The sequence below is a fragment of the Bradyrhizobium sp. 23 genome (assembly GCF_023073295.1).
Taxonomy (GTDB): domain Bacteria; phylum Pseudomonadota; class Alphaproteobacteria; order Rhizobiales; family Xanthobacteraceae; genus Bradyrhizobium; species Bradyrhizobium canariense_D.
In genome coordinates this window covers 257,364-262,474 of the sequence record NZ_JADPJF010000037.1, presented here as the reverse complement: position 1 = coordinate 262,474, position 5,111 = coordinate 257,364, and the positions used below count along the sequence as shown (strand labels likewise).

Annotated in this window: 6 protein-coding genes; 1 reads left to right on the top strand and 5 read right to left on the bottom strand. The window is 65.3% G+C overall.

Annotated features, from left to right (window positions below; genetic code table 11):
* A partial coding sequence (locus tag IVB32_RS07325) for a c-type cytochrome (RefSeq protein ID WP_247410051.1) occupies positions 1-334 on the bottom strand: 334 nt, incomplete at its 3' end.
* 425 nt (positions 335-759) lie between these two features.
* Here IVB32_RS07325 and IVB32_RS07320 point away from each other — a divergent pair.
* Positions 760-948 (top strand): hypothetical protein, encoded by a 189-nt coding sequence (locus IVB32_RS07320; RefSeq protein WP_240544164.1) that lies wholly within the window; start codon positions 760-762, stop codon positions 946-948.
* 62 nt (positions 949-1,010) lie between these two features.
* Here IVB32_RS07320 and arfB read toward each other — a convergent pair whose 3' ends face one another.
* The 4 genes from arfB to IVB32_RS07300 form a co-directional block, all read right to left on the bottom strand.
* Positions 1,011-1,427 (bottom strand): alternative ribosome rescue aminoacyl-tRNA hydrolase ArfB, encoded by a 417-nt coding sequence (arfB, locus tag IVB32_RS07315; protein WP_018453479.1) that lies wholly within the window; start codon positions 1,425-1,427, stop codon positions 1,011-1,013.
* A 113-nt stretch (positions 1,428-1,540) separates the two neighbouring features.
* Positions 1,541-2,908, bottom strand: coding sequence for a pitrilysin family protein (locus tag IVB32_RS07310; RefSeq protein ID WP_247369078.1), 1,368 nt, complete (start codon positions 2,906-2,908; stop codon positions 1,541-1,543).
* On the bottom strand, positions 2,905-4,299 hold the full coding sequence (locus tag IVB32_RS07305) for a pitrilysin family protein (protein ID WP_018453481.1): 1,395 nt from the start codon (positions 4,297-4,299) through the stop codon (positions 2,905-2,907). The genes IVB32_RS07310 and IVB32_RS07305 overlap by 4 nt, the downstream gene beginning before the upstream one ends.
* Positions 4,300-4,498: 199 nt before the next feature.
* The coding region (locus tag IVB32_RS07300; protein ID WP_247410050.1) for a hypothetical protein at positions 4,499-5,111 on the bottom strand (613 nt) is incomplete at its 5' end.

Sequence of the window (5,111 nt, the reverse complement as noted above, 5' to 3'; positions counted from 1 at the left end):
CCTGCCGGTAGACCATGACCACGCCGGGAATCACGGCTTGCGGATTGGTCAGCCATGCGTCGAGCTTCGTCTCGTCCCAGGCGAAGGCTGCTTTTGCGAGGGGCTCTGAATAGTGAAAGCCTTCGACCTTGCCGGCGGGCCGCCCGACGATCCCGACCAGCGGCGGACCCTGCCGCACCGGTTCTGACAGGTTCGTGGTGTGGCACACCGCGCATTGCTGCTTGAACAGTGTTGCGCCATCCGGCGGCTTTGCAGCCGGCAAGGGCATCTGCGCCTCGGCCACCCGCACCACCAGCACCACCGCGGTGCACAATCCCAGCACGATCGCGCGCATCGTCAAAAGTCCGCCCGTCGACGTCAATTCAGCGTGCGCAAACTCTAGGCGCGGCAAAACATGCGGTGGTAGTAGCGGGCTGTTTCGCTGCGTGCGGAGGTGCACGCGGGTGCGTTGTTCCGCGCTGCCGTATATGCGGAGGACAATTCCGCGAAACCGCCGTCAAATCCCTAAACGATCACCACACGAGACAGGTTGCATTGCGGTCGCGCCGTTCGAGCTCGTAACGCGATGGACTGGTTCGGCTCAGACGGACGGCGCATCAAGCCGCCGAACCGATCATCGCGAAAATCCAGGAGAAATGGATGAAGTTGGTGAAGACCTCCGCAATCGCATGCGCCGTCTCGGCTCTCATTGTGACACCGGTTCTCGCGCAAGGTACGTCGTCTGGCGCGAGGCCTAGCGGCGCCGTGCAAAGCAAACCCATGCAAGGCAGCACAATGGGCAGCGGCGACGAGGAGATGAGCGCCCAGCCGGGCGCGGCGGGCGAGACGACGGGCATGAAGCCGACGAAGGGCACCAGGGGCACGGTTGGCACCACGGGCAGTGCTGCACACAAAGGGACCGCCGACGATTCCGCGACGGGCGGTGCAGCCACGGGCAAGCGCTACTAGCCAATGGAGTGAGACGGCAGAACTCCGGTCGCCCTGCGGCCGGAGTTCTTTTGCAGTCTCTGCTAGTCGTCGAAACCGCGCCCGCGCTTCGACTTGATGTCGCTGCGGTGTTTCTTGCCCTCGAGCCGGCGCTGCTTGGAGCCAAAGGTCGGCTTTGTCGCGCGCCGCGGCTTCGGCCGGATCATGGCTTCGCCGAGCATCTCCGTAAGGCGGTCGATGGCGTCCTGGCGGTTGCGCTCCTGGGTGCGGAAGCGTTGGGCCTGGATCACGATGACGCCGTCCTTGGTCATGCGCTGCCCTGCGAGCCGGGCGAGGCGCAACGCGGCATCCTCCGGAAGCGTCAGCTTCCGGGTGTCGAAGCGCAATTGCGCCGAGGTCGCGACCTTGTTGACGTTCTGCCCGCCCGGGCCGGAGGCGCGGACAAAGCCGATCTCGATGTCGTCCTCGTCGATGACAAGATCGCGGGATATCCGCAGCATGGTGGCACCATTCGTGATGCCCGGACATATCCCGGACGCCCAAGTTCGGCAATGGCGCCCCCAAATGCAAATGGCCGGGCGAGCCCGGCCATTTCAGAAGGGTATGGAAGACGTCAGTTCGACTTCGTCGCCGGTGCGGCTGCCGGTTGCGCCGCGGCCTGCGGAGCGCGGCCGACGACGACGGTCAGGAGGCCCTGGCCCCAGAGGCGCTTTGCGGCCGCCTTGGCGTCGTCCATGGTGACCGCATCCACGACGGCGTTGCGCTTCTCGATATAGTCGATCGGCAGCTCGTCCTGCTGATATTGCAGCAGCGCCTGCGCGAGCTTCGAGGAGGTGTCGAGCGCCAGCATCTGCGAGCCCTTGAGGTAGGATTTGGCCTCGTCGAGCTCCTTCTGCGTCGGGCCTTCCTCGGCGATCCGGCGCACCTCCTTGTCGATGGCATCGATGGTGTCGCCGGCACGGTCGGCGCGGGTGCCGGTATTGCCGATGAAAACCGCCGAATGCTCCATCCAAAGCAGTGATTCGAACACCGAATAGGCGAGCCCGCGCTTCTCGCGCACCTCGCGATAGAGCCGCGAGGACAACCCGCCGCCGCCGAGGATGTGGTTGACGACATAGGCCGCCATGAAGTTCGGATCGCTGCGCTTCACCCCGGGACCGCCGAAGGTGATCACGGTCTGGGGCACGTCGAGCGTCACGAAGGCGCGTTGCGGCGGCTTGGCGGCCTCGACGTCGGGGACGGGCACGAGATTGGCCTTGGCCGGCAGGCTACCAAATGTGTGGTCGAGCAGCTTGCCGAGCGTATCGGGATCCACGTCGCCAACCACCGCGATCTTGAGCGTGTCCTTGGCGAGCACGCGGCCGACATAATCCTTCATGTCGGCAACCGTAATGGTCGGAACGCTGTCGAGGTTGCCGTTGGACTGCCGACTGTAGGGATGATCGCCAAAGGCAACCTCCAGGAATTTGCGGCTCGCGAGCGAGGTCGGGTTGGTTGTCTCGCGGCGCAGGCCCGAGATCACCTGCGAGCGAATGCGTTCGACGTCGGCAGTTTCGAAATGCGGCGAGGTCAGCGCGCTCCGCAGCAGGTCGAAGGCCTCGTCCTTGTTGTCGCGCAGCATGCGCAGGCTGCCGCGGAACGTGTCGCGGGTGGCGCTGAAAGAGAGCTCGATGGCACGGCGATCGAGCCGCTCATGGAAGGTCTTGGAATCGAGATCGCCGGAGCCTTCGTCGAGGAGATCGCCGACCAGATTGGCGACGCCCGATTTGTCCTTGGGATCCTGGGCCGAACCGCCGGCAAAGGAATATTCCATGGCGATCAGCGGCACGGTCGCATCCTGCACGAACCAGGCCTCGATGCCGCCCGGCGAGGTCAAATGCTGGATCTTCGCCGCCGCCTGTGACGGCGAGACGGTAGCGAGCGCGAGTGCCGCGCCGGTGGCAAAGGAGAATGCAACGCGTCGAAGGAAGGGATAGGTCACGAACGCTTCTCCTCGCGCTTGGTGGTCGCGGTGTCTTTGATCAGATAGCCCGTCACCGAGCGCTTCTTCTCGAGCCATTTCTGCGCGACGGTGCGGACCTGCTCGGCGGTGACGGCGCGGATGCGATCTGGCCAGCTCCGGATGTCCTCGATCGACAGGCCCGTGGTCAGTGCGCCGCCATACCAGCGCGCCAGCACCGCCTGGTTGTCCTGGGCGTAGATCGCCTCGGCGATGAGCTGGGTCTTGACCCGCTCGAGATCCTCGGCGCGGATCGGATTCTGCGCGATGTCGGCAATGACGCCGTCGACCACCTGCTCGACCTCGGCGAAGCTGACCCCGGATTTGGGCGAAGCCGAGATCGCGAACTGGGTCGGGTCGAGCGAGATGCTCGAATAGCTGGCGCTGGCGGAGACCGCGAGCGGCTTGTCCACCACGAGCGCGCGGTAGAGATAGGAATTGCTGCCGCTGCCCATCAGCTGCGCCAGCACGTCGAGGGCCGCGCTTTCGCCGGCCGCAGCCGTGGTCGCCGAGGGCACTAGGTAATAGCGTCGCAGGCCGGGTTGCTCGACGCGCGGATCGGCCAGGGTCACGGTGCGCGGCGCCGCGGGTTCCGGCTCCTGCGGGCGGACGCGGCGCGCCGGGATCGCGGGCTGCGCCGGGATGGCGCCGAAATTGCGCTCGACCAGCGGGCGGATGTCGGCGGGCTCGACGTCGCCGGCGATCACCAGGATCGCGTTGTTCGGCGCATAGAAGCGGCGGTAGAAGGCGAGCGCATCCTCGCGATCGAGCTTCTCGATCTCCTGGTGCCAGCCGATCACCGGCCGGCCGTAGGGATGGTTGAGATAGAGCGCGGCCATGATCTGCTCGTTCAGCCGCGCGTCCGGATTGTTGGCGACGCGCATGTTGTATTCTTCGAGCACGACGTCACGCTCGGGCAACACGTTCTCGTCCTTGAGGATCAGGCCGGTCATGCGGTCGGCCTCGAATTCCATCATGGTCGGCAACTGCTCGCGCGGCACGCGCTGGTAGTAGTTGGTGTAGTCGACCGAAGTCGAGGCGTTCTCGTTGCCGCCGACGCGGAGCACGGTCTGGGAGAATTCGCCGACCGCATGCTTCGATGTGCCCTTGAACATCAGGTGCTCGAGGAAGTGCGCGAGCCCGGACTTGCCGGGCGTCTCGTCCGCCGAGCCGACCTTGTACCAGATCATTTCCGTGACGACGGGCGTGCGGTGGTCGGGAATCACCACGACCTGCATGCCGTTTCCAAGCGTGAAGCTGGCGGGCGGAGCCGATGTCACCGTGGTCTGCGCAAGGGATGCGCCGGCCGTGAGGACACTCGTCGAAAGCAGCGCGGCAAGGAGGCGGGCAGCCGATCGGTAAGAGGACATCATGATCCTTATGAAAGGCCGAGTCCGGATGTCCGGCTCGGAGGCACGGCATGGTACACCGTGCGGCAAACGCTTCGCGTCACGAAGCAGAGAACTCAACTCGGGCGCAAGTTACTGATCAGCAATTAAAGACCGCGTCCGGCGCGCACGAGCCGCCGGCGCGGGACCGCGTCTGTCGCGATATCGCGAAGGGACAGGAGCGCTATTGTTCCTTGTCCTTGCCGGACATGATGTCGAAATAGGTCCGCCGGGTCTTGTCCTCTCCGGCGCCATAGGCATAGCTCGGTGACGGTGTCTGGTAGCCCGGCGGCGGCTCGACCAGCGACTGGCGCGGCGGCTCGGTCGTGAATTGCTTGGCCTCGCCTTTGTTGTTCGACATCATGCCCCACAGACCGCCGGAGAAACCGAGCTGGGCCGGGCTGAGCGACGGATTGCCGTTGGTGCCCGGCTGAATAGGATCATTGCTCGTGCGCTCGGGTGCGGCTGTCCTGCCGACCTCCATCTCGGCGGGCGACAACGCCCGGCCTGCCTGCCAGCTCTCCGTGGCCTTGACGGCCTTCTTCCGCTGCGCGATGGCCTTCTTGCGGCGTCTCTCGTCAGGGTCCTTCGGCCAGTTCGGCGCGTTCTTGGCTTCAACGCCGGCGGGCGGCGGCAGGTCGAGCTTGGGCGGCACCACCAGCGGCGACCGCTCGCGGTATTCGATACCCTTCTTCTCCATGCTCTTGGCGCCGATGCCCGACATCAGATTGTCGATGAGCTTCTCTTCGAAGGTCATGTCGTCGTCGTCCTCGCCGTCGTCACCGGCGCGAGCGACG